This is a genomic window from Streptomyces longhuiensis (assembly GCF_020616555.1).
Lineage (GTDB): Bacteria > Actinomycetota > Actinomycetes > Streptomycetales > Streptomycetaceae > Streptomyces > Streptomyces longhuiensis.
In genome coordinates this window covers 1853212-1875378 of sequence record NZ_CP085173.1, presented here as the reverse complement: position 1 = coordinate 1875378, position 22167 = coordinate 1853212, and the positions used below count along the sequence as shown (strand labels likewise).

Annotated in this window: 18 protein-coding genes; 7 read left to right on the top strand and 11 right to left on the bottom strand. The window is 72.4% G+C overall.

Annotation, left to right across the window (positions count from 1 at the left end; translation table 11 throughout):
- Positions 1-10 precede the first annotated feature (10 nt).
- The 3 genes from LGI35_RS08905 to LGI35_RS08895 all read left to right on the top strand — a co-directional run bounded on the left by LGI35_RS08905 (position 11) and on the right by LGI35_RS08895 (position 4328).
- On the top strand, positions 11-1522 hold the full coding sequence (locus LGI35_RS08905; RefSeq protein WP_227293354.1) for an FUSC family protein: 1512 nt from the start codon (positions 11-13) through the stop codon (positions 1520-1522).
- Positions 1523-1822: 300 nt separating this feature from the next.
- Positions 1823-3214 carry a nitric oxide synthase oxygenase gene (locus LGI35_RS08900; protein WP_227293353.1) on the top strand — a complete coding sequence of 464 codons (1392 nt, stop codon included), beginning with the start codon at positions 1823-1825 and terminating at the stop codon, positions 3212-3214.
- 73 nt (positions 3215-3287) lie between these two features.
- On the top strand, positions 3288-4328 hold the full coding sequence (locus tag LGI35_RS08895) for a lactonase family protein (RefSeq protein ID WP_423835691.1): 1041 nt from the start codon (positions 3288-3290) through the stop codon (positions 4326-4328).
- 85 nt (positions 4329-4413) lie between these two features.
- On the opposite strand, the gene LGI35_RS08890 is transcribed toward LGI35_RS08895, so the two are convergent.
- The 8 genes from LGI35_RS08890 to LGI35_RS08855 all read right to left on the bottom strand — a co-directional run bounded on the left by LGI35_RS08890 (position 4414) and on the right by LGI35_RS08855 (position 14244).
- Positions 4414-5364, bottom strand: a complete 951-nt coding sequence (locus LGI35_RS08890) for a sirohydrochlorin chelatase (RefSeq protein WP_116500265.1) — start codon at positions 5362-5364, stop codon at positions 4414-4416.
- Positions 5365-5496: 132 nt separating this feature from the next.
- On the bottom strand, positions 5497-6549 hold the full coding sequence (locus LGI35_RS08885) for an N-acetylglucosamine kinase (RefSeq protein ID WP_376570879.1): 1053 nt from the start codon (positions 6547-6549) through the stop codon (positions 5497-5499).
- A complete protein-coding gene (locus LGI35_RS08880; RefSeq protein ID WP_116500267.1) occupies positions 6546-7223 on the bottom strand; it encodes a uracil-DNA glycosylase in 678 nt (225 codons plus the stop codon). The genes LGI35_RS08885 and LGI35_RS08880 overlap by 4 nt, the downstream gene beginning before the upstream one ends.
- 34 nt (positions 7224-7257) lie before the next feature.
- A complete protein-coding gene (locus tag LGI35_RS08875; protein WP_227293352.1) occupies positions 7258-8346 on the bottom strand; it encodes a WD40/YVTN/BNR-like repeat-containing protein in 1089 nt (362 codons plus the stop codon).
- A gap of 92 nt (positions 8347-8438) precedes the next feature.
- Entirely contained in the window at positions 8439-10490 is a 2052-nt protein-coding gene (locus LGI35_RS08870; RefSeq protein WP_227293351.1) for an ABC transporter ATP-binding protein, read from the bottom strand.
- A gap of 27 nt (positions 10491-10517) precedes the next feature.
- Positions 10518-11423: an ABC transporter permease gene (locus LGI35_RS08865; protein WP_227293350.1), complete on the bottom strand. Its 906-nt coding sequence runs from the start codon at positions 11421-11423 to the stop codon at positions 10518-10520.
- Positions 11420-12370: an ABC transporter permease gene (locus LGI35_RS08860; RefSeq protein ID WP_227293349.1), complete on the bottom strand. Its 951-nt coding sequence runs from the start codon at positions 12368-12370 to the stop codon at positions 11420-11422. Before LGI35_RS08860 ends, LGI35_RS08865 begins: the two co-directional genes overlap by 4 nt.
- On the bottom strand, positions 12367-14244 hold the full coding sequence (locus tag LGI35_RS08855) for a peptide ABC transporter substrate-binding protein (protein ID WP_227293348.1): 1878 nt from the start codon (positions 14242-14244) through the stop codon (positions 12367-12369). Before LGI35_RS08855 ends, LGI35_RS08860 begins: the two co-directional genes overlap by 4 nt.
- A 268-nt stretch (positions 14245-14512) precedes the next feature.
- Between LGI35_RS08855 and LGI35_RS08850 the strand changes: the two genes are divergently transcribed.
- From LGI35_RS08850 to LGI35_RS08840, 3 genes are all read left to right on the top strand, one after another.
- Positions 14513-15694 (top strand): ROK family transcriptional regulator, encoded by a 1182-nt coding sequence (locus tag LGI35_RS08850; protein ID WP_227293347.1) that lies wholly within the window; start codon positions 14513-14515, stop codon positions 15692-15694.
- Complete coding sequence (locus LGI35_RS08845) at positions 15691-17238, top strand: M81 family metallopeptidase (protein ID WP_227293346.1); 1548 nt, start codon at positions 15691-15693, stop codon at positions 17236-17238. The genes LGI35_RS08850 and LGI35_RS08845 overlap by 4 nt, the downstream gene beginning before the upstream one ends.
- A gap of 158 nt (positions 17239-17396) precedes the next feature.
- Positions 17397-17651, top strand: a complete 255-nt coding sequence (locus LGI35_RS08840) for a type B 50S ribosomal protein L31 (RefSeq protein ID WP_227293345.1) — start codon at positions 17397-17399, stop codon at positions 17649-17651.
- A gap of 38 nt (positions 17652-17689) precedes the next feature.
- Here the strand turns inward: LGI35_RS08840 and LGI35_RS08835 are convergent, their stop codons facing one another.
- Positions 17690-18769, bottom strand: a complete 1080-nt coding sequence (locus LGI35_RS08835) for an NADH:flavin oxidoreductase/NADH oxidase (RefSeq protein ID WP_227293344.1) — start codon at positions 18767-18769, stop codon at positions 17690-17692.
- 172 nt (positions 18770-18941) lie between these two features.
- Here LGI35_RS08835 and LGI35_RS08830 point away from each other — a divergent pair, with 172 nt between their 5' ends.
- Positions 18942-19331 (top strand): ArsR/SmtB family transcription factor, encoded by a 390-nt coding sequence (locus tag LGI35_RS08830; protein ID WP_227293343.1) that lies wholly within the window; start codon positions 18942-18944, stop codon positions 19329-19331.
- Here the strand turns inward: LGI35_RS08830 and LGI35_RS08825 are convergent.
- The gene (locus tag LGI35_RS08825; protein WP_227293342.1) at positions 19287-20648 is read right to left on the bottom strand and encodes a nucleobase:cation symporter-2 family protein; all 1362 of its coding nucleotides are present in this window, start codon (positions 20646-20648) and stop codon (positions 19287-19289) included. The two genes, LGI35_RS08830 and LGI35_RS08825, sit on opposite strands and share 45 nt — an antisense overlap.
- 162 nt (positions 20649-20810) lie before the next feature.
- Positions 20811-22160, bottom strand: coding sequence for an FAD-dependent oxidoreductase (locus tag LGI35_RS08820; RefSeq protein ID WP_227293341.1), 1350 nt, complete (start codon positions 22158-22160; stop codon positions 20811-20813).
- Positions 22161-22167: the final 7 nt, after the last annotated feature.

Below are 22167 nucleotides of genomic sequence, written 5' to 3'. Positions count from 1 at the left end.
GTGGGTGGCTGTGCTGAAGAGGGTGTTCGTGGCTCCGGATCCGGGGCGGCTGCGGTTGCGCTTCGCGGCCCGTGGCGTCCTCGGTATCAGCCTTGCGGTGGCCCTGTGCGGGCTCGCCGGACACTCGCTCGTCGCGGCCATCACCGGTGGCCTGGCCGCGCTGCTCGCCCTCTTCACGGTGGCCGACGCGACGGTGCGCGGACAGGCCGTGACGACCGCGCTGCTCCCGGCCGTCGGACTTCCGGTGCTCGGGCTCGCGGCCGTGCTGCACGACGTGCCCGTCGCCCGTGACCTGGCGTTCCTCGCGGTCGTGGGCGCCGGGGTGTACGCGCGGCGGTGGGGGCCGCGCGGACACTCCCTCGGCGTGTTCGCGTTCATGACCTTCTTTGCCGCGCAGTTCTTGCACACCGTGCCGGACCAGCTCCCCGAGCTGTACGCCGCCGTACTCCTCTCGCTCGCCGCCGCGTCCGTCGTGCGGTTCGGGCTGTGGTGCTACGAGCGCCGGCTGCCGGCGCCCGCGGCGGTGCCGGCGCCCACCGGCGGGAGCCGGCTCGCGCGCATCACGACGCGCCAGGCCGTGCAGGCGACCGTGGGTGCCGGCTTCGCGCTCGCCGCCGGGCAGGTGCTGTCCGACCAGCGGTGGTACTGGGCCGTGGGCGCCACGTGGTGGGTGTTCGTGAACACGACGTCCCGCGGGGAGACCGTCGTACGCGGATTCCGGCGGTTCCTCGGCACGGTGCTCGGCATCGTGCTCGGCTTCGCCGTGGCCGTGCCGCTGCACGACGAGCCGGTCGCGGCCGCCGTGATCGTCGCGCTCAGCGTGTTCGGGATCTTCTACACCGCCGCCGTCTCGTACACGTGGATGATGCTCGCCGTCACCGTCATGGCGAGCATGCTGTACGGGCTGCTCGGCGTGCTCGACCCGGCGCTGCTCGCCCTGCGGGTCGGCGAGACCGCCGTAGGAGCGCTCGGCGCCGTGCTCGCGGTGCTGCTCGTGCTGCCGGTGACCACACACGCCGTCACCGACGCGTGGGTCGAGCGGGCCCTGCGCTGCGTCCACGCCTGCACCGCCGAGGCGGCCGCCCGGCTCGCGGGCTCACCGACGGCCGACCCGGCCCGGCGCGTGGCCGAACTGGAGACGATCCTCGGCAGGGTGCGGCTCTCGCTGGCGCCGCTGGTGCATCCGTTCAGCCCGATGCGGGCGCGGATGGGCCGGGCCCGGCACGTGCTCGCGCTGCTCGACGACTGTGCGCGCGAGGTGCGCGGGCTCGCCTCCGTCGTCGCCGACCCGGAGGCCTCGCACGACGCCCGGCTCGCCGCAGCCTGCTGGCGCGTCGAGACCGCCGTCGAGGCGCTCACCGACGCCCCGGCGGGCGGGCACCGCAGCCGGACCGCATCGGCCGCGGTGCCGCAGCTCGTCGAGGGCGAACCCGTGCTGGCCCATCTCCACGCCCTGGAGCAGGCACTGCTCGAACTCGCCGTCCCCCTGCGCGGATCCGACCGGGTCGCGGTCGGCGCCTGAGCCCTCGCGCCTTCAGCCCACGGGGAGGGCGCGCGCTGGATATTTCGCGCCCCCGCAGTGCCCTTCGCGCTCCTCGCTGGCCGGACTCTGATCTCGCGTACGGTCGCGGCCCTACGTCGCGCCTCCCACCTGCGGCGACGTCCCGTGAGGCGGACGGCCCGGCGTGGCCGGGGGCGGATTCGCCTGTCACGTAGACGACGGATCGGCCCCCGGATGGGTGACGCAGCGGCATCATGTGGACGCACGGAGTGCGCGGCCCCGCGGGAGGGCCCGCGGCCGGGGACCCCCTGGGAGTGCGCCATGCCCGATACACCACAGCGAACCGACGGTCCCGCCGGCTGGCTGGACCGAGCCGAGGCAAGAGACGGAGCCGCGGGCCGGGGCCGGGCCGAGGCAAGGGACTCCGGCGCGGCATGGGACGGAGTCGCTGCGTGGGACGAAGTCGCGCGCGGAGACGGAGCCGACGCCTGGGGCGGAGGCTTCCAGGAGCGGCACGCTCGCTGTCCGGAGGGCGCCGCCCGCCGGCACGCCTCCGCAGGCATCGGCCACCCCCGCAGCCCCGACCCCCGTGACCCGGCTCCCCACACCCCGGAACTCTGGCCCGCGGCCTCCGACTTCATCCGCGCCCACCACGCCGAGGAGCGGCTCGGCGACCCGGCCCCACGCCTGGCGGAGGCATACGCCGAGATCGCGGAGACGGGAACGTATCGCCACACCGAGCGCGAGCTCACCTTCGGGGCCCGCGTCGCCTGGCGGAACGCCAACCGCTGCATCGGCCGCCTCTACTGGAACTCCCTGCACGTCCGTGACCGCCGCGACCTCACCGCCGCCGAGGACATCGCGGCCGCCTGCGCCGACCACCTGCGCGGGGCCTCCCAGGGCGGCCGCATCCGCCCCCTGATCACCGTCTTCGCACCCGACGCGCCGGATCGCCCCGGACCGCGCATCTGGAACGAACAGCTCATCCGGTACGCGGGGTACGTCCAGCGCGACGGCCGTGTCGTCGGCGACCCGCGCAACGAGGGCCTCACCGCGCTCGCCCGGCGCCTCGGCTGGCGCGGCGGCGACGGCACCCCCTTCGACGTACTGCCCCTGATCGTCCAGGGCACCGACGACAAGCCGCGCTGCTTCGACCTGCCGCCCGACGCGGTCCTCGAAGTCCCCATCGAGCACGAGGATCATGACTGGTGGGCCGGGCTGCGCCTGCGCTGGCACGCGGTGCCCGCCCTGTCCACGATGTGCCTGGAGATCGGCGGGATCTGCTACCAGGCCGCCCCCTTCAACGGCTGGTACATGGGCACCGAGATAGGCGCCCGCAACCTCGCCGACACCGACCGCTACGACCTTCTGCCGCGTATCGCGGATCGTCTCGGCCTCGACACCACCAGCGACCGCTCCCTGTGGAAGGACCGCGCCCTCGTCGAGCTGAACCGCGCCGTCCTGTACTCCTTCGACCGCGCCGGCGTCACCGTCACGGACCACCACACCGAGTCCCGGCGCTTCCTCACCCACCTCGACCGCGAGGAGCGCAGGGGCCGGACGGTCGGCGCCGACTGGTCCTGGATCGTGCCGCCGATCTCCGGCTCGGCCACCCCCGTCTTCCACCGCACGTACGACACCACGGAGCGCACGCCGGCGTACGTACAGCATCCCGAGGCACTCGCCAGGGCGTCCGGCGACTTCCTGGTCTAGACCCGCTGCTACCGTCGGCCGCACGAACGGCGAGCATCCGGGCTCACCGTGCATGCGGTGCAAGGGGATTCGTGTGGGCGACAGGCAGGGCGGACGGGCGTACATCGGATCCTTCACCGCCGCGGGAGGCTCCGGGATCCTCACCGCGTCCGTTCACATGGACAGCGGCTCACTCACCGTGCTCAGCGTCGTCGACTCGCTTCCCGACCCCTCGTACCTTGCGCTCTCGCCCGCGCGCGACATCCTCTACGCGGTGAGCGAGACCTCCGAGGGGGCCGTCGCCGCGTTCCGTACCGGGGACGGCAAGCCGGAACCCGCCGGGCGCGGTGTGCTCGTGCGCGGCTCGGGCCCCACCCATCTCGCCCTGTACGAGGGCCATGTCCTCACCGCCAACTACGGCTCCGGCAGCGTCACTTCGGTACGGCTGCGCGCCGACGGCACCCTCGACGGCGAGTCCACCGACGTGCTGCGCCACGAGGGTTCGGGCACGCATCCCAAGCGCCAGCAGGGCCCGCACACCCACCAGGTGATGCCGGACCCCAGCGGCCGCTGGGCCGTCAGCGTGGACCTCGGCACCGACTCCGTGCGGGTCTGCTCGATGCAGGACGGGCGCCTCGAGGTGCACCGCGAGGTCGCGCTGCGGCCCGGCTCGGGACCGCGCCACCTCGCCTTCCACCCGCGCGGCGACCGCGCGTACATCCTGAACGAGCTCACGCCGACCGTCACCGTCTGCCACTGGGACGCCGAGGGCGGCGCCCTGCAGCCGCTCGGCGAGATCTCCGTGCTGCCGGAGGCGCCGCACGGCGACGCGTTCCCGTCCGAGGTCGTCGTATCGCCCGACGGGCGCTTCCTGTGGACCGCCACCCGCGGCGCGAACGTCATCTCCGTCCTCGCCCTCGACCCCACCGGAGACCGGCCGACGCTGCGCGCCACCGTTTCTTGCGGCGGCGACTGGCCGCGCGACCTGGCCCTGCACCCCTCGGGCCGCTTCCTGTACGTGGCGAACGAGCGGTCCGGCGACGTGACGTGGTTCTCCGTGGACCGTGAGACCGGTCTCCCGCGCCGCAGCGGCTCCATCGAGGCGCCCGCCGCGTCCTGCGTGATCTTCGGCTGAGACCGTTCCCGAGCGGGTACGGCGACGGGCCCGACCCCACCGGGGTTCGGGCCCGTCGCCGGTGCCTCTGTACGGTCCGGGTCCTCTAGAGGACCGGCGCGCCCTGGGGCTGCTGCGGGGCGATGCCCAGCGCCGTCGTGTACTTCGACAGGGCCAGCTTGCCGATCGCCGGGTAGGCGCCCAGCGACTCGGCGGACGCGCAGCCGGCCTCGTTCGCCGCCGCCTCGAGGAGGCTGGCGTCTATCTCCGGGCCGATCAGGTACGGGGCGAGCGCCAGCTGCTGCGAGCCGGAGCCGCGCAGCTGCTCGGCGGTCGCCGCGATGGCGCCCTCCTCGTCGAGCGCGGCCGCCATGACCGGCACCGCGAGGCGCGCGGCCAGGAGCATGCCGGTGATCCCGGCCGCCTGGACGGCCTCGTCGCCGCCGACCGAGGCGAGGATGATGCCGTCGGCGGCGGTCGCCACCGTGAACAGCCGGGCGCGGTCGGCACGGGCCAGGCCCGCCTCCGACAGACGCACGTGCAGGCCCTCCGCGAGCAGCGGGTGCGGGCCGAGGACATCCGTCAGTTCGGCGGCCGTACGGCTGTCGATCACGGCCTGCCGGATGCGGCGCGTGAGCGCGCTGTCCGGGCCCGCGAGCAGGGGCACGACCACGGCGACCGGTCCGTCGGGCTCCGCGACGTCGGCGCCCGCGGCACGGGCCTGCTCGAAACGGGCGGTGCGCTCCTTCGCGGCGCGCGAGAGCACGGCCCGCAGGGAGGGGAACTCGGCGAACGCCGAGGCCTCGGCGGCCTCCGAGTCGTCACCGTCGAGGTATCCGATGCGGGCGTCGAGGCCCGGCAGCTCGGAGCGGGCGATGCTGACAACCTCTTCGGCGAGGCTGCGCGAGGCGTTGCTGGGCGTGCCGGGCACCGCGAGGACGAGTGCGGGTGCGCCCTCGGGAGCGGCCACGGGTTCCGGGCGGCGGTGCCGACCGGGCTGACGGGGTCGCGGCATTCGTACAGGCAGGCCGGATGCAGGCCCAGTGGGGGAGCTCATGCCGCCGCATGCTACTGGCTCACGGGTCTCCCTTGTTCGGGGAGGGGGCAGCTGAGCGGTATCCGTCCGTATTTATCCTTTCAGTTACGAATGGCTCAACTGTCCAGGTCAGAAGGGGTGCAAGGACCGCCGTCAGCGGTCGGCCGCCTCCTGGGGGACGTGGAGGAGGCGGCCGTCGCACGGCAGGCGCAGCCCGTCGACGGCGAGCGCGGCGGCGATCACCAGCGCACCGTGCAGGGGGTCGCCGGTCGCCGACACCGCGTCGGCGTACGGGAGTTGCTCCGCGAGCTCGGCGCGGAGCGGGGCGAGCAGCGGCTCGCCCATCTTGAACAGGCCGCCGGTGAGCGCCACTTCACTGCCGTCGCCCGCCGGGCACACCGCGGCCGCCGCCTCGGCGATATGTCCGGCCGCCTCGCGCAGGATGCCGGCGGCGACGGAGTCGTCGAGTGCGGCGCGGGCCACGTCGGGCGCGAAGGCGGCGAGGACGGCGGGACGGTCCGTGCGCGGGTAGATCCGGGCCGGCAGCCCGGCCGCCGGGCCGAACCGCTCCTCGGCGAGGGCGAGCAGCGCGGCGGAGCCTCCGCGGCGCCCGTCGTGGGCACGCATCGCCGCGTCCAGGCCCGCACGCCCGATCCACGCGCCGCCACCGCAGTCGCCGAGGAGATGCCCCCAGCCGTCGGCCCGCTGCCAGGAGGTGAGGTCCGTGCCGAGCGCGATCATGCCCGTGCCCGCGGCGACGACCGCGCCGGGCCGCTGGCCGAGGGCGCCCGCGTAGGCGGTGACCCCGTCCGCGGCCAACGCGAGCCGCCGTACGCCCAGTTCGGCCGCGAGGGCGGCCGGGAGTTCGGCCCGCAGTCCGTCGCCGAGCGTGGCCATGCCGGCCGCGCCGACGGCGACGGCGCTCAGGCGCGGCACGCCGGGGCCGCGGCCGCCGACGCGGGCGAGCAGGTCCCGGGCCATCGGAAGCAACTGTTCGAGCAGGTGCCCGGCGTCGATGCCCGCCGCGCCGGTGCGCACGGGCTCGCGGGACACCGTCGTCTCGGGACGTGCGAGGTCCCCGGCCGACGCGAGTGCCACGCGCAGACCGGAGCCGCCGGAGTCGACGCCGAGAACCCACCGGGGGCCCGCGGGATCGTCCCCGCCGTGGCCCGGTCCGGGCTCGGCAGCGGCGGGCTCGCGCGTCACGGCAGCCGCCAGTCCACCGGCTGCCCGCCCTGCCGCGCCAGGAGGTCGTTGGCCCGGCTGAACGGGCGCGAGCCGAAGAACCCGCGGTCGGCCGACATGGGGGAGGGGTGCGCGGACTCCACGGACGGCAGGTCGCCGAGGAGGGGCCGCAGATTGCGGGCGTCGCGGCCCCACAGGACGGACACGAGCGGGCGGCCGCGCGCGGCCAGCGCCCTGATCGCCTGCTCCGTGACCTCTTCCCAGCCCTTGCCGCGGTGTGCGGCGGGGCGGCGCGGGGCGGTGGTGAGTGCCCTGTTCAGCAGGAGTACGCCCTGCCGCGTCCAGGGCGTCAGGTCACCGTTCGACGGCTGAGGCAGGCCCAGGTCCGTGTTCAGCTCGCGATAGATGTTGATGAGACTGCCGGGCAGCGGCCGCACCTCGGGCGCGACCGAGAACGAGAGCCCGACGGCATGTCCCGGCGTGGGATAGGGGTCCTGGCCGACGATCAGGACCCGCACCTCGTCGAACGGCTGCTGGAACGCGCGCAGCACGTTCGCCCCGGCCGGGAGGTAGGTGCGTCCCGCGGCGATCTCCGCGCGCAGGAACTCACCCATGGCGGTGATCTGTCCGGCGACGGGTTCGAGGGCCTTGGCCCAGCCGGCTTCTACGATTTCGTGCAAGGGTCGTGGTGCCACGGGCGTCACCCTACTGCCGTGACGGACGGGCCGATCAACCGACCACGGCCGCCCGCACACACAGCACGTCCGGCAGATGGGAGGCCAACTGCCGCCAGCTGTCCCCGTCGTCGGCCGACGCGTACACCTCGCCGTTGCGATTGCCGAAGTAGACGCCCGCCGGGTCGGAGTCATCCGTGCACATCGCGTCGCGCAGCACCGTCCCGTAATGATCGCCCTGCGGGAGCCCCGCCGTCAGCGGCTCCCAGGTCCTGCCCGCGTCCTCCGTGCGGAAGACGCGGCAGTGCCGCTCCGCGGGCACGCGGTCCGAGTCGGCGTTGATCGGGAAGACGTACGCCGTGTCCCCGCGGTGCGGATGCGCGGCGGCGGCGAAGCCGAACGTCGAGGGGAGGCCCGTCCCGATGTCGTTCCACCGGGTACCGCCGTCGTCGCTGCGGTACACGCCCCAGTGGTTCTGGAGGTAGAGGCGGTCCGGGTCGGCCGCGTCCTGCGTGACCTTGTGGACGCACTGGCCGAACTCGGGGTTCGGGTCCGGCAGGAAGACCGCCGAGACCCCGGAGTTGGCGGGCTCCCAGCTTTGTCCGCCGTCCCGGGTGCGGAACACCCCGGCCGTGGACACCGCGACCGTCACCGCGCGGGCGTCACGCGGATCGGTGACCACCGTGTGCAGGCCCTCGCCACCGCCGCCGGGGACCCACTTCGACCGCGTCGGGTGCTCCCACAGCGGACGCACCAGGTCGAACGTCTCGCCCCGGTCCTCCGAGCGGTAGAGCGCCGCGGGCTCGGTGCCCGCGTACACCACGTCCCGCTCGGCGGCGGCCGGGTGCAGCTGCCACACGCGCTCCAGCGAGGCCCCCGTGTCCTTGGGGAACTTGACGGCGGGGCGTGACGGCTCCGTCCACGTACGGCCCAGGTCGTCGGAGTGGAAGACCGACGGGCCGAAGTGCGCACTGTCACCGCCCGCGAGGAGTCGCGGGACGTCGCCCCGCGTGTCGATCGCCACCGAGTACACGGCCTGGGAGTTGAAGTACGGGCCTTCGTCGAACTCCCACGCGCCGCCGCCCCGCCTGCGGCCGATGAAAAGCCCCTTGCGCGTGCCAACCGTCAGCAGCACTTCAGTCATGCCCGACACCTCCGAGGACGCCTTTGTCTCAGGTACGGCCCAGTCTGCACCCGACCACTGACAGTCACCCCCGAAGGCGGCGTCGCCGCAGGTCACACCGGCTGGGCGGCCACTTGCTCCGGCACCGGCAGCGGAAAGTGACAGGCCACCTGGTGGCCGGCCCCGCGCGGCGCCGCGACCGGCGGCTCGACCTCGGCGCAGACGTCCTGCGCGAGCGGGCAGCGGGTGCGGAACCTGCACCCCGACGGCGGCTTCGCCGCGGACGGCGTCTCGCCCGTCAGCGGGGACCCGGAACCGGCCGCGGCCGACGGATCGGGCACGTTGACCGTGTCGAGCAGACCCCGCGTGTACGGATGCAGCGGCCGCGCGTACACCTCCTCCGCGGGACCGGTCTCGACGAGTTTGCCGAGGTACATGACGCCCACGGTGTCGGCGAGGTAGCGCACCACCGCGAGGTCGTGCGAGATGAACAGGTACGTCAGGCCGCGCTCACGCTGGAGCTCCCGCATCAGGTTGAGGATCTGCGCCTGCACGGACACGTCGAGCGCCGAGACCGGCTCGTCCGCGACCACAAGATCGGGCGACAGCGTCAACGCCCGCGCCAGGCCGAGGCGTTGGCGCTGGCCGCCGGAGAACTCGTGCGGATAGCGGTGCACGGCCCCGCGCGGCAGCCCCACGGCGTCGAGGAGCCCGTCGATCTGCGCCTCCTGCTCGGCGCGGCTGCCGACTCCCTGGATGACGAGGGGTTCGCGCAGGATCTCGCCGACCCGCATCCGCGGGTCCATGGCCGCGGTCGAGTCCTGGAACATGAGCTGGATGCGGCGGCGGTGCGCCCGGCGCCCCGCCCGCGTGAGGCCCGCGAGGTCCTCGCCGCCGAAGCGCACCGATCCGGCCGTCGGGTCCTCCAGACCGGCGACGATCCGGCCGAGCGTCGTCTTGCCGCACCCGGACTCGCCGACCATGCCGAACGTCTCGCCCTTGCGGATGGTCAGCGACACCCCGCCCACGGCGCTGACCGTGCCGCGACCGCGCGAGAACGGACCGCCCTTGAGCGGGAACTCCTTGACGAGGCCGTCGAGTTCGAGAAGCGGCGCGCCCGGTGCCGACTGCGCGGGGACGGCGGCGGGCGCGATGACGTCGGCCGCCTTGCCCCGCGCGGACACGTCAGGCACCGGATGGAAGCAGGCGAACCGGTGCTCCGTACCCCGCAGTTCGTCGTCGGCGAGCGGCGGCTCCTGGGAGCGGCACTCGTCCGTGGCGAACACGCAGCGCGGCGCGAACCGGCAGCCCTCCGGCCGCACCGTCAGGTTCGGCGGCAGCCCGGGAATCGTGTGCAGTTCGGTCCCTCCGTCGCCCGCCCGCTCCGGAAGCGCCGCGAACAAGGCCTCCGTGTAGCGGTGGCGCGGCCGGGCGAACAGGTCTCGTACGTCGGCCTGTTCGGCGACTCTGCCCGCGTACATGACGGCGACGCGGTCCACACGGTTCGCGATGACGCCGAGGTCGTGCGTGACGAGGATCATCGCCATGCCGAGCCGCTCGCGCAGGTCGTCGATCAGCTCCAGGATCTGGTGCTGGGTCGTGACGTCGAGCGCGGTCGTCGGCTCGTCGGCGATGAGCAGCTTCGGCTCGCAGACCAGCGCCATGGCGATGGCGACCCGCTGGCGCATGCCGCCCGACAGCTGGTGCGGATAGGCCTTCATGCGCTCGGCGGGCTGGGGCATGCCGACGAGCCGGAGGGTCTCCTCGGCGCGTGCCCAGGCCTCCTTGCGGGAGACGCCGCGGTGCAGGAGGAGCGGCTCGGTGACCTGCCGGCCGATCGTCATGGTCGGGTTGAGCGAGGTCAGCGGGTCCTGGAAGACCATGCCGATGGTGTTGCCGCGTACGTCCTGGAGGACGGGGGCGGGCGCGGCGGCCAGGTCCACTCCGTCGAACAGGACGCGTCCACCGGTGACCCGTCCGCCGGGCGGCAGCAGCCCGAGGACGCTGAGCGCGGTCATCGTCTTGCCGCAGCCGGACTCGCCGACGACGCCTAGCGCCTCACCGGCGGCGAGGTCGAGGGAGATCCCGTCGAGGGCGTGGACGGTGCGGTCGCGCGTGGCGATGTCGACGCGCAGGTCGTCGATCCTGAGCAGGGGCTCGGTCATGTCTGTCTTCCTCAATGCCTCGGTCCCTTACTTCCGCAGCCGTACTTCGAACGCGTCACGCAGCCCGTCGCCGATGAAGTTGAACGCGGCGACGACCAGGACGATCGCGATGCCCGGCGGGAAGATCAGCCACCAGTAGCCGTTCTGCGTGTAGGTGATGCCGGCGGACAGCATCGAGCCCCAGTCGGCGGACGGCGGCGGGATGCTGAGTCCGAGGAACGCGAGATAGCTGACGTAGAGGATGGCGTCGGCGATCTGGAACGTGCAGTTCACGATGACCGTGCCGATCGCGTTCGGCACGATGTGCTTGAACACGGCCCGCGTGCCGCCGCCGCCCATCATCCGCATGGCCTGGACGTACTCACGGTTGCGCAGCGACAGCGCCTCGCCCCGCACCAGACGGGCGGGGGAGAGCCAGGCGACCCCGGCGATGATCAGAATGAGGATGCCCTTGCTGGGCGTGATGATCGCGGCGACCACGACGAGCAGGAACATCGCGGGGATGGCCAGCGCCGCGTCGGTGACCCGCATCATCGCGGCGTCGACCCAGCCCCCGAAGTACCCGGCGACAGCCCCGTACACGGTGCCGAACAGCGTCGCCAGCAGGCCCGCCGCCAGGCCGATCTCGAGAGAGGTCCGCCCGGCGACCATGAGCCGGCCGAGCAGGTCGTACCCGAGGTCGGTGGTGCCGAGGAGGTGCCCGGCGGTGCCGGGGGAGAGGTTCGCCTGCGCGAGATCCGTGTGGATCTGCTCGTTCGGGTGGACGAGTGGGCCCAGGTAGCAGAAGGCGAGCAGCAGGACCAGGACCACGACGCCCGTCAGGGCCAGCTTGTTGCCGGTGAAGACGCGCAGCGTGCGACGGGCGAGGGAGGGGGTGGCCTGCGCGGCTTCCTCCTGGCCCGGCTGGACGGGAAGGACGGCGGACGTACTCATGCCACGCTCCGGATCCGGGGGTCGAGGACGGCGTACAGGATGTCGGTGAGCAGCGAGCCGAGGACCGTGGCGATGCCGACCACGAGGGTCACGCCGAGGAGCACGGGGAAGTCGGAGCCCTGGGCCGCGTTCCAGAACAGCAGCCCCATGCCCGGGTAGTTGAACATCGACTCGACGACGAGGGCGCCGCTGAACAGGGTCGGGAGGTAGAGCCCGAGCAGGGTCGCGAGAGGGATCAGGGCGTTGCGCAGGACGTGCCTGACCATGATCCGCCGGCTGGACTGGCCCTTCGCCATGGCCGTGCGGACGTACTCCTCGGTGAGGTTGTCGAGCACGGCGGAGCGCATGTAGCGGCTGAACATCGCCACGATGCCGAAGGCCATCGTCACGACCGGCAGGACCAACCCGGTGAAGTCGCCGAGGAGTTGACCGATCGTCTCGCCCTGCGGTGCCTCGGCCGGGAAGATCGGCATGACCTGCGCGAACAGGATGATCATGATGAGGCCGAGGAAGAAGACGGGCGTCGCGTACAGCAGGAAGGCGAGCCCCGTGAGCGCGTAGTCCGAGGCCTTGCCGCGCCGCACGGCCTGGAGCAGGCCCAGCGGTACGGCGATCACGACGGCGAGGACGGTGGACAGGACCGTCAGGAGCAGCGTCTTCGGCAGGCGCTGCTCGAGCAGGTCGAAGACCGGCGAGTTGAGCTTGTACGAGTCGCCGAGGTCGCCGGTGACCAGCCGCTTCAGATACATCACGTACTGCGTCGGCAGTGAACGGTCATAGCCCTGCTGGTGGTTGAAGTGCTCGATCTGCTGCGGGGTGCCCTTCGGGCCGAGGATGGCTCGGGCCGGGCCGCCCGGCAGCAGATGCAGGAGGGTGAAGACGATCACCGAGACCAGGAACAGGACGACGAGGGCCTGCAGGAAGCGCTTGACCAGAAAGCCGGTCACTTCGCGGCTCCCTTCTTGGCTTGCTTGTTGTTCGTGTCGTTCGTGTGGTGCTTGTCGTTCTTGACGAAGTACCAGTGCTGCGGCGCGAACGTGACGGTCGGGTTCTGCTCGATGCCCCGCAGATCGTTGCGGATCACCGACACTTGGTACGCGGGGTTCGGCATCCACATCACGGGCAGCTGCCCCGCGAGGTACTCGCCGTACTGGTGGACGGCCTTCATGTCCGGTGAGTACTGCACGGCCCGGATGATCCGGTCGGCCTTCTTGTCGCTGTAGTTGCCGAAGTTGGCGGAGGCGCCCGTGGAGAAGAGCTGCTCGCCGCTCGGGTTGAGCGGGTAGTACCAGCTGCCGGCCGTACCGAAGAACGACATGTCCCAGTCGCAGCCCGGGTCCTTGGCCGTGCACGGCACGGAGTTGCCGAGCACCGAGTTCAGGGGCTGCTGGCGCACGGCCAGGTCGATGCCCGCCCGGCTGAGCGACGACTTCAGCTCCTGCATCATGTTCGTCGTCTCGGTGGAACCCGACTGCGAGAGCAGGGTCATCTCCAGGGGAGCGTTCTCCTCGATGCCGGCGCCGCACTCGTCGTCGCCGGTACCCGGGCGTGCGCACCGCGCGACGCCGTCGCGGGTCTTCCAGCCGTGCGCGGCGAGCAGCTCGCGCGCCGCGCGTACGGAGAACGGGTACTGGTTCTTCGCCATGGCCGGCGACAGGTACTGGCTCTTCGGCGTCACCGGCACCGGGCCGAGCGTCGGGGTGGCGCTGCCCTGCCAGATGACGTCGCTCATCGCCTTCTGGTCGACGAGGTGCTGCATCGCCTGACGGATGTACAGCTGGCTCATCAGGGGCCCGGCGTGCGTGGAGTTGAAGTTGTAGACGATGTACGTCGCCGCCCAGCCCTCCCACGGATCGACGCGGTACCCCTTGTCCTCGAACTTCGCCTTCTGCGCCATGACGGACGGCGGTATGTAGCCGTAGTCGACCCCGCCGGAGCGCAGCACGTTGTACTCGGAGTCGGCGGTGGTGAACGGCTTGAAGACGACCTTGTCCAGGTGCGGCCGCTCGGAGTCGGGGCCGGTGAACTTCTCGTTGGGGACGATGGTCACCTGGCCGCTGTCGCGCCAACCGGCGAGTTTCCAGGGTCCGTTGACCGTCTTCCACAGAGGGTCGCTGCCGTACGAACCGAGGCTCTTGGCGTGCCGCGTGAGACGGGCGAAGACGGCCTTGGCGCCCTTGGTGGTGCGGTCGTGGTCGCCGACCCCGCCGCCGTCGGCCGTGGCGTCCCAGGCGTGCTGGGGCAGGGCGCGCATCAGCGTGAGCTGGTTGGCCGTGAACCAGTCGGGGTTGTACGCCCGGTCGAGGTGCAGCCGCACCGTGTGGTCGTCGACGACCTCGAACCGCTTCACGTCGTCCGGCATCGTGCCGACCGAGTAGCTGCCCCAGTCGGCCTTGTTCGCCTTGACGAGGTTGAACCAGAACTCGAGGTCGCGGGAGGTGACCGGCTTCCCGTCGGACCACTTCACGCCCTCGCGCAGCGGCACGGTCACCGTCGTGTTGCCGTCGCTGTACTCCGGTTCGAGGCCGAGCGTGCTCGGGCCGTGCGTGGTCAGCTCGCCCTTGAGCTGCACGGCGTCGTAGACCGGCATGAACAGCAGGGTCTGGATGCCGTAGTTGTACGAGGCTCCGTAGCCGGGCGCGCCGATCGGGAAGATCCAGTTCGGCGTGGCGGCGGGAGGCAGCGCCATCGTGGCCGTGCCGCCCTCCACGGGGGTGCCGCCGGTCGGCCCCATGGCGATGCCGCCGCCCTCGTGCGTGCAGCCGGTGAGCGCCGCCGCGAGGACGAGGACGGCGGCGGCCGTTGACCTGAATGAGCGCATGCCGGAGGGCCTCCAAGGGGACGGGGGACGGCCCCGTACCGGAGTGCGACGGGGCGGCGCCCGAACGCTAGGCCGGTCGACGAAAACAAGTCAATAGCTTCATTCGGCAAATACTTCTTCGGCTCGAAGGTATGGCCATCTTGGTTCGGATCGGTCTAGGGTTCGATCATTCATCGAAGAAAGACATCGAACCAACGCGCCGAACGAGCTCAACGAACCCCACGCGCTGAACCAAGCAACCAAGCAACCGAGCAATCAAGAGGGCGGTATGTCCGACACATCGCAGGGCGAACCGGGGTCGGCGCAGCACATCCTGCACCTGGTCTCCTCGGGCGCCGCCACCTCCCGGGCCGACCTCGTACGGGAGCTGGGCCTCGCCCCCTCCACCGTCTCGCTGCGCGTGCAGGAACTCGTGGCGGCCGGCGTGCTCACCGAGTCCGGCGAGGGCGCCTCGCGCGGCGGGCGGCGCCCCCGTCTGCTGCGCGTGCGGGCCCAGGGCGGTGTCGCGCTCGCCGCCGACCTCGGCAGCCATCACGCGCGGCTCGGAGTGGTCGGCCTCGACGGGACCGTCCTCGACGCCGTCGACCTGCCGCACGACATCACCGTGGGGCCGGAGTCGGCCGTCGACTGGCTCTGCGGCCAGGTCACCGAACTCGCCGCGCGGCAGCGTGAGGCGGGCCGCACCGTGCGCGCGCTCGGCGTCGGCTTCCCCGGCCCGGTCAAGCCTGGTGAGGGGCGCGTCCTGAGCCCGTCCCGCATGCCCGGCTGGCACCGCTACCCGCTGCGCGACGTCCTCGCCGAACGCCTCGGCCTGCCCGTCACCGTGGAGAACGACGCCACGATGATGGCCGTCGGCGAGCACCGCGCCGCCCGCCCCGACCTCGACCACTTGGTGGTCGTGAAGGCGGGCCGAGGCATCGGCAGCGGCATCATCTCCGCGGGCCGCCCGCACGACGGAGCCAACGGCTGTGCCGGCGACATCAGCCACGTACGCGTGGAGGCCGCGCAGGACCGGCCGTGCAGTTGCGGCAACATCGGCTGCCTGGAGACGGTCGCCAGCGGCGCCGCGCTGATGCGCGAACTCGCCGGGCGGGGCGTCGAGGTGGCCTCCACCACCGAGCTCCTCCAGCTCGTCGCCGACGGCGACCCGCAGGCCACCACCCTGGTCCGCACCGCGGGCCGGCACATCGGCACGGTCCTGTCCGTCGTCGTGAACTTCTTCAACCCGCAGGTCGTGGCCCTCGGCGGCGCGCTCGCCGCCGCCGAACCGCTGGTCGCCGCCGTCCGCGGAGTCCTGTACGAGCGCTGCCTGCCGCTCGCGACCGCGGACCTGGAGATCACCACGACGGTCACGGGCCCCGACGCGGGACTGCTCGGCGCCGGCCTCACCGCCCTGCGCCACAACCTCCCCACCGCACCCCTCCCTCAGGAAGAGAGCGCCTCAGCATGACGAGCACGGCCCCCGCACGCCGCCTGCGCATCGGCATCGGCGGCATCGGCATCGAGTCCTCCACGTTCTGCCCGCACCGCTCCACCACGGACGACTTCCGGCAGACCCGCGGCCAGGACCTCCTCGACCGCTACACCTGGACCCGCCCCGACTCCGACCTCGCCGACGTGGTCGAGTGGGTGCCGCTGCTGCACGCGACCTCGCTGCCCGGCGGCCCCGTCGAGGCGGACTCGTACCTGGTCCTCAAGGACGAACTCGTCACCCGCATACGCGAGGCGGGCCCTCTCGACGGCATGGTCTACGACATCCACGGCGCCATGAGCGTCATCGGCCTCACCGACGCCGAGGGCGACCTGACGGACGCCGTCCGCGCCGCCCTCGACGCGCACGGCACCCGCCCGCTGCTGTCCGCCGCGATGGACCTGCACGGCAATGTCTCGCGCCGCTTCGCCGACCCGTGCGACCTGCTCACGGCCCATCGCCTCGCCCCGCACGAGGACGCCTGGGACACCCGCGAGCGCGCCGCCCGCAACCTCGTGCGCTGCCTGCGCGACGGCACGCGTCCGCACCGCGCCTGGGTCCAGGTCCCCGTCCTGCTGCCCGGCGAGAAGACCAGCACCCGCCTCGAACCCGCCAAGTCCCTCTACGCCTCGCTCACCGACATCGAGCGCAAGGAGGGCATCCTCGACGCGGCGATGTGGGTCGGTTACGCCTGGGCGGACGAGCCGCGCTGCAAGGCCGCCATCGTCGTCACCGGCGACGACGCCCCACTCGCCGCCGCGGAGGCCGAGAAGCTCGCCCGGCGCTACTGGGACGCCCGCAGGGACTTCGTCTTCGTCGGCCCGACCGGCAGCGCCGAGGAGTGCATCGAGAAGGCGGTCGCCTCCGACAGGCGCCCGTTCCTCATCAGTGACTCCGGTGACAACCCGACCGCGGGCGGCGCCGGTGACCTCGCGTACATGCTGGGCAAGCTCCTCGCCAACGACGCCATCCGCACGGGCGAGGTCACGGCCGTGCACCCCGGCATCACCGACCCGGTCGCCGTGGCCCGCTGCTTCGAGGCGGGCGTGGGCACCGAGGTCACCCTCAGTGTCGGCGGCAAGGTCGACGCCGGTCACGGCGGACCGTACGAACTCACCGGCACCGTCACGGCGTTGCAGCGTGCCACCGAGCAGAAGGACCGCGCCGAGGGCGGCGCGTACGACCGCGGCGTCGACATGGCGGCCGTGCGCGTCGGCGGACTCACCGTCGTCCTCGTGGAGCGCCGCAAGCCGTTCCACACGCTCGCCGACTTCATGGGCCCCGCGGACGGTGGCCTCGGCGTCGACCCGCGCACGTACGACCTGGTCGTCGTCAAGATCGGATACCTGGAGCCCGAACTCCACGACATGGCCGCCGACTGGCTGCTCGCCCTCACCCCGGGCGGCGTCGACCAGGACCTCCTGCGCCTGGGACACCACCGGGTCGAGCGGCCGCTGTACCCGTTCGACGACGACGCGTACGTGGACGGGCCGGGCCCCGACCTCACGGCCACGCTCCTGTAGGCGCGCTCCTTCAGGCGGGCGTGCTTCCGTAGGGGGGCGCGCTTCAGTGAACCGGCAGCGGACGGAGTCGCGGCGCGGCCGCTTCCGGGTGAGGCTTGAGAGGCCCGTACCGGCCGTCGACGAGCCGGTGCGCTGAACCGCGCGCTGAAGGAGACACGATGCAGCAGGACAAACAGCCCGCCTACGGCCCCGTGGTGTTCCGTGACCGGTCGGCGGGCTATGCCTTTCTGACCCGCTCGACGGCCGCCAGCGAAGAGACGATCGAGTGGGACGACGGCGAGACGTACCCCGTCGTCGACGTGGAGATCTCCTCCGAGTCGCACCCCTTCTACACGGGCAAGGCGCGGGTGGTCGACTCCGAGGGGCAGGTCGCCAAGTTCGAGAAGCGGTACGGCGAGCAGGACAAGGGCTGAGCGCCCGGACGCCTGACCGACCGCCGTACCGCCGGGGCTCAGACCGAGCGGTGGTACTGGTCCGGCACGTGCACGTTCCCGCCGAGCTCGCGCGCCGCCGAGCGCGCCCACGACGGGCTGCGCAGCAGTTCGCGGCCGAGCAGGACGGCGTCTGCCTCGCCGTTGGCGAGGATCTTCTCGGCCTGCTCCACGTCGGTGATGAGGCCGACGGCGGCCACGGCCAGCTCCGTCTCGGCCTTCACGCGCGCGGCGAAGGGGACCTGGTAGCCGGGGCCGACCGGGATACGGACGCCGGACGCGTTGCCGCCGGTCGAGACGTCGAGCAGATCGACGCCGTGCTCCTTGAGGAGGGTGGCGAGGCGCACGGTCTCGTCGGGCGTCCAGCCGTTCTCCTCCAGCCAGTCGGTGGCGGAGATGCGGAAGAAGAGCGGCTTGTCGTCGGGCCACACCTCGCGCACGGCGTCGACGACCTCCAGGGCGAAGCGCACCCGGTTGTCGAAGGAGCCGCCGTACTCGTCCGTGCGGACGTTGGAGTGCGGCGAGAGGAACTGGCCGATCAGGTAGCCGTGCGCGCCGTGGATCTCGGCGACCTCGAAGCCCGCGTCCAGGGCGCGGCGGGCGCCGTCGGCGAACTGGGCGACTATCTCGCGGATCCGCGCCACGGTGAGCTCGGCCGGGGCCGCGTGCTTGTCGTCGAAGGCGAGCGGGCTCGGCGCGACCGAGTCCCAGCCGTACGCGTCGGCGCCGACGGGGCCGCCGCCCTTCCAGGGGCGGTCGGTCGACGCCTTGCGGCCCGCGTGCCCGAGCTGGATGCCGGGGACGGTGCCGTGCGCCTTGAGGAAGGCGGTGATCCGGCGGAACGCCTCGACCTGGGTGTCGTTCCAGATCCCGAGGTCGTACGGGCTGATGCGGCCCTCGGGGCTGACACCGGTGGCCTCGACGATGATGAGGCCGGTGCCGCCGGCGGCGCGGGCCGCGTAGTGAGCGAAGTGCCAGTCGTTCGGGGCGCCGGTGTCCGGGCCCTCGGGAGCGGCGCTGTACTGGCACATCGGCGGCATCCAGACCCGGTTGGGGATGGTCAGCGACCGAAGGGTGTAGGGCTCGAACAGCGCGCTCACGGCAGACTCCTATACGTTCACGACGGGCGTGGCGGGTCCTCGTACGATAGGCATCGTAGTACGGCACCTGTCAAACTACGATGGGTCTCGTACAATGAACCCCGACGCAACAGGAACGCATCCGCACCCGCCATCCCCATCCGCACACCGGGCCGAACGAAGTGGAGCCGCCGTGACGACCGCCGCACCGAGCAGCAGGGCGCTTGCTCACCCCACGCGTGACGAGATCCGCCTGGAGTCGGTGCTGCACGCGCTCGCCGACCCGATGCGCCTGCGGGTGGTGCGGGAACTGGCGGAGGAGGGCGAGAACAGCGAGCTCTCCTGTTCGCACTTCGTCCTCCCGGTCACGAAGTCGACCACCACGCACCACTTCCGCGTCCTGCGCGAGAGCGGCGTGATCCGGCAGATCTACCGGGGCACCGCCAAGATGAGCGTGCTGCGCCGCGCGGAACTGGACGAGCTCTTCCCCGGCCTTCTCGACAGCGTCCTCGCGGCGGCCGCCCGGCAGGACGACCGGCTAGGTGACGGGGGCTCCGGCGGTGCCGGCGGCCTCGGAGGCTGAACTCCCGCTTCCCGGAAGGTGGTTGAACAGCAGGTTGAGCACGATCGCCGTGATGCAGCCCGCGCTGATCCCACTGTCCATGACCGTCTGGAACCAGTCGGGGAACTCGGCGTAGATCCCGGGCACGCCCACCGGCAGCACGCCGATCGCCACCGACACGGCGACGACCGTCAGGTTGTGGTTGCCGGCGAAGTCGACCCGGGCCAGTGTGCGCACGCCGCTCGCCGCGACCGTGCCGAACATGACCAGGCCCGCGCCGCCGAGCACCGGCGCCGGGATCGCGGCGACGACCGCGCCCAGCTTGGGCAGCAGGCCGAGCAGCACCAGGATCCCGCCCGCCGTGGCGACCACCCAGCGACTGCGCACCCGCGTCATGCCCACGAGCCCGACGTTCTGGGCGAACGCGGTGTACGGGAACGTGTTGAACACGCCGCCGAGGACCGTGGAGAAGCCGTCCGCGCGCAGGCCGTCCGCCAGTGAGTGCGGCTGGACGGGCCGCCCCGTCATCTCGCCCACCGCGATGAAGTCGCCCGTGGTCTCGGTCATCGTCACCAGGGCCACGATCAGCATCGACACGATCGCCGCGCCGTGGAACGTCGGCGTACCGAAGTGGAACGGCGTGCTGATGCCCACCCAGTGCGCGTCACCGACACCGCCGAAGTCCGTGAAACCGGTGGGCACGGCGACGGCCGTGCCGACGACGATGCCGATGAGCACGGCGACGCGGCTCAGGAACGGCGGCGCGAACCGCTGCACCGCGAGGACCACCACGAGGACGAACGCCGCCAGCGCGACGTTCTTCGGGGCGCCGAAGTCCTTCGAACCCGCGCCGCCCGCAACCCAGTTGCCCGCCACCGGCAGCAGCGAGACGCCGATGATCAGGATGACCGTGCCGGTGACCAGTGGCGGGAAGAAGCGCAGCAGCCTGCCGAAGACCGGCGCGAGCACCATCATCGCGAGCCCGGCGACGATCACCGCCCCGTAGATCGCGGGAAGCCCGCCGCCGGTCGTACCGATGATCACCATCGGCGAGACCGCGGCGAACGTACAGCCCTGCACGATCGGCAGCCGGACGCCGAACCGCCACACCCCGACGCACTGGATCAGCGTCGCGATGCCGCACACCAGCAGATCCGCGGTGATGAGATACGCGAGGTCGGCGGGCGACAGCTTCAGCGCGCCGCCCACGATCAGCGGCACGGCGACCGCGCCCGCGTACATGGCGAGCACGTGCTGAAGGCCGAACGCGGCCAGCTGCCGCACGGGCGGCACCTCGTCGACGGGGTGGACGGACGGTGGGGCGGCCGGGGCTGCCATGGGCACTCCAAGGGGATGTCGGAACGCGAACGTGGGTGCGGGGGGCGGGGTGGACAGCACGAGACCGTAAGGGGCTTAAACGATTTGTTGATTTCGCGTCTGTTGCCGGGACGTGTCGCGCCTCCCGGGTGCCCCGCGTCGGCGCGTATCGCTGCTCAGGCGCTACGTCGTCCCGTCGCGGGCCGCCGCCAGCAGGCCCGCCCAGTCAGGGATCTTCACCGGGCCACGTCCCAGGGACCGGCCCAGCTCCGCCTCCGCGCGCTCGATCGCGAGCCACCCGGGCCACTCGACGGCCGCGCAGCCCGCCGCGCGAAGCCCGCCGAGCGCGTCCTCGGGAACGTCCCGGGAGGCGAGCGCGGCCGCGTCGTCGAGCAGGGACTGCGCGGTCTCCTTGGCGCACGGGCGGTTGGTGCCGATCACGCCCGTCGGGCCGCGCTTGATCCAGCCCGCGACGTACTCGCCGGGTGAGACCTCGCCCGCCCGCAGGACGCGCCCCTCGCGATGCGGCACGGTTGCGGTGGCCTCGTCGAACGGCAGCCCGTCCAGGGGCACTCCGCGGTATCCCACCGACCGCAGGACGAGCTGCGCGTCGATGTCGTCGAACCGGCCGGTTCCGCTCACGCCGCCCGAGCCGTCCGGCGCGGTGTGCTCGAACCGGACGCCCGAGACCCGGCCCGCAGCCCCCTCCAGGAGTGCCACCGGCCGCTGGAAGAAGCGCAGATGGATGCGGCGGGGGAGACCCGGCGAACGGCGCTCGGCCCAGCCGCGCAGCACCTCGACGTTCCGCCGGTGCGCCGCCGGCAGCCCCGAGGGGTCGAGGTAGGCGGGATCCAGCGCCAACTCGGCCGGATCCACGACCACTTCGACCCCGGGAAGTGTGCCGAGCTCTCGCAGCTCCTTGGTCGTGAAGCGTGCCTGCGAAGGGCCGCGCCGCCCCACCATGTGCACGTCCCGTACCCGGCTGTCGGCCAGTGCGCCGAGCGCCGTCTGCGGCATGTCGGTGGGCGCCAGCTCGGCCGCGCCACGGGCCAGGATCCGGGTGACGTCCACGGCGACGTTGCCCACGCCGATCACGACGGCCGACTCCACGTCCTGTACGAACGCCTCGGCCACCGCGTCCGGATGCGCGCTGTACCAGGAGACGAAATCGGTCGCCGACCAGCTGCCCGGCAGCTCCTCGCCCGGTACGCCCAGATGGCGGTCGGTGGCGGCGCCCACGCAGTACACGACCGCGTGGTACATCTCCAGGAGCCGGTCGGGCGGCAGGCCGGGGCCGATCTCGACGCCGCCGACGAAGCGGACGCGCTCGTGCTCCAGGACCGTGCGCAGATTGTTCTGCAGCGACTTGATCTTCTCGTGGTCCGGTGCCACGCCGTAGCGCACCAGGCCGTACGGGCAGGGGAGCCGGTCGAGGACGTCCACGTGGACGTCCGGCACCCGCTCCTGCTGGACCAGGCTCTGCGCGGTGTACACCCCGCTCGGCCCCGAACCCACAACGGCGACGCGCAGCACGGCGGAC